This is a genomic window from Streptomyces sp. NPDC048290 (assembly GCF_040652095.1).
Lineage (GTDB): Bacteria > Actinomycetota > Actinomycetes > Streptomycetales > Streptomycetaceae > Streptomyces.
Genome location: NZ_JBEZLM010000062.1, coordinates 1 through 1,832 on the forward strand (window position 1 = coordinate 1; position 1,832 = coordinate 1,832).

Annotated in this window: 1 protein-coding gene; it reads right to left on the reverse strand. The window is 68.4% G+C overall.

The genetic code is table 11. The annotated features are described in order from the left end of the window. On the reverse strand, positions 1-1,820 hold a 1,820-nt coding region (locus tag AB0D49_RS41715), incomplete at its 3' end, for a hypothetical protein (protein ID WP_362769508.1). Positions 1,821-1,832 lie beyond the last annotated feature (12 nt).

A 1,832-nucleotide genomic window follows, 5' to 3' on the forward strand; every position in this document is an offset into this window, starting at 1 on the left:
GTGGGCAGACCGGTCAGGGGCGCCTGGAAGTACACCTGATTCGATCCCTTGAGGTCGTCCACCGCGGTCCGGACCAGGTCCGTGATCTTGATCGGGTTCTTCAGGGTCTGCGTGGTGACCGACGGGCGCGGGTCGAACTTCCCGGGCGCTTCCGAGGTGGTCAGATCGTCGGAGATCGCCACCCGGACCGTGTTGGTGAGCACGGGGAGCGACTCAAGGACGGCCGTGGGCTGGGTGCCGGGGCCCGGGGTCTGCTGCCCGCCCGGCGGGGTCACCACCGGTTGGCCGGGGACCGAGGTCCCGGTGCGCGCCAGGACCTGAACCGCGGGTGTGGTCCGCCCGAGCGTGAAGTCGTAGCGTGCCCGGCGGACCTTGGTGATGGTGATGTCATAGGTGAGGGGTACGTCGAAGGCATGGGTGCCGACCGACGTCTGACCGCCCAGCGCTGTCGAGGTGGTGACTTCGTTCGCGGTCCCCAAGGCCCGGGTCTTCTTGTTGCCGAGTGTCGCATTCCCGGTTCCGGCGACGGGGAGCATCCGCACCCGGCCGGTGGCGCCGATGCTGATCGAGGTGGCGCTGTTGCGCCGGGAGTTGGCCGCGCTGACGGACTTCACACCGGTACCGATCGCCCGGTGGTCGAGCAGGCCCTTGTGCTGTACCGCGTCCTGGTCGCGGACCGCCCGGACCGTCACCTCGTAGTCGAAGGTGTTGGTCGGGGTCAGGGACTGGAAGGTGGCGGTGACGCCGGTGCCCAGGTCCTCCAGGCGGCTGGCCAGATTGACGAGCGACAGTTTGTCCATCTCGGCCTGGTTGGCCAGGTACTTGGCCAGGGTGTCGGCGCTCGGCTCGGTGCCGAGGTCCGCCGGCTGCGGCAGGAAGTCCTTCTTGTCGGCCCGGTTGCGCAGGAACTCACTGATCTGATTCTGGATCATGTCATTGCGCACCCCCTCCTGGGCCATGGGATGCAGCACGTCGTACGGCCCCATCGGACCCTTGTCGTTGGTGTACGGCGGCAGATACTGGCGGGGGGCGTCGGTGAACCGCTGGGCGGGCAGGTCCAGGGGCAGGGAGAGACCGAGTTCGGCCGCCTCACCGGCCGGCATCCACACATACTCGGTGAACTCCTGGTCGGTGGGCACGGAGTAACCCGCGCTCACGAAGGAGAGCGTCCCCTTCATCTTCACCAGCACCATCGCGCCGTCCCCGGTGATCTGGACGCTGCGAGTGCCCTGGTCGGAGACGGACGAGTCGTACGTGGTGGTCCGGGTGACACCGAAGGTCGCGTCCACGCCCGCGTCCACAACGCCTGTGAGTCCGGCGATGTAGCCCAGAGTGAGGTCGCCACCGCCGCCGACCGAGGTGGCGGACTCCCTGCTGGTGCCGCCCTGGGCGTCCCGGGTCCTGGTGTACGAGGCCGCCGCGGAGTGGGCGCCGATCGCCTCGGCGGACGTGTAGGCGGCGCTCATCCACAGCAGGGTGTTCTTGCCCTTGTCGCCCTTGAGCACCTTGGGCACCAGGACCGGGCCGTACAGCGCCGACGGCATGGCGTCCAGTAACTGGTTCTCGGCCAGGAAGCTGATCAGGTCGGACCGGCCCGCCGTGCCCGGCTTCGCCGCGCCTCCGAGATCCTTCGCGATGTTGGAGACCGGATTGTCCTGGCCGGTGAGCAGGATACGGCGGTGGATGAGGCTGGCGGGGAGCTTGATGTCGGATGTGCTGATGTCGACCTGCCGGGATTCCGGGGAGTAGCGCAGTCCGATCAGCTCGCCGGGCAGTTTGACGTTGACCTCGCCCCGCACGGGGTCGATGGGCCCGGTCACCGGGGCGTCGTT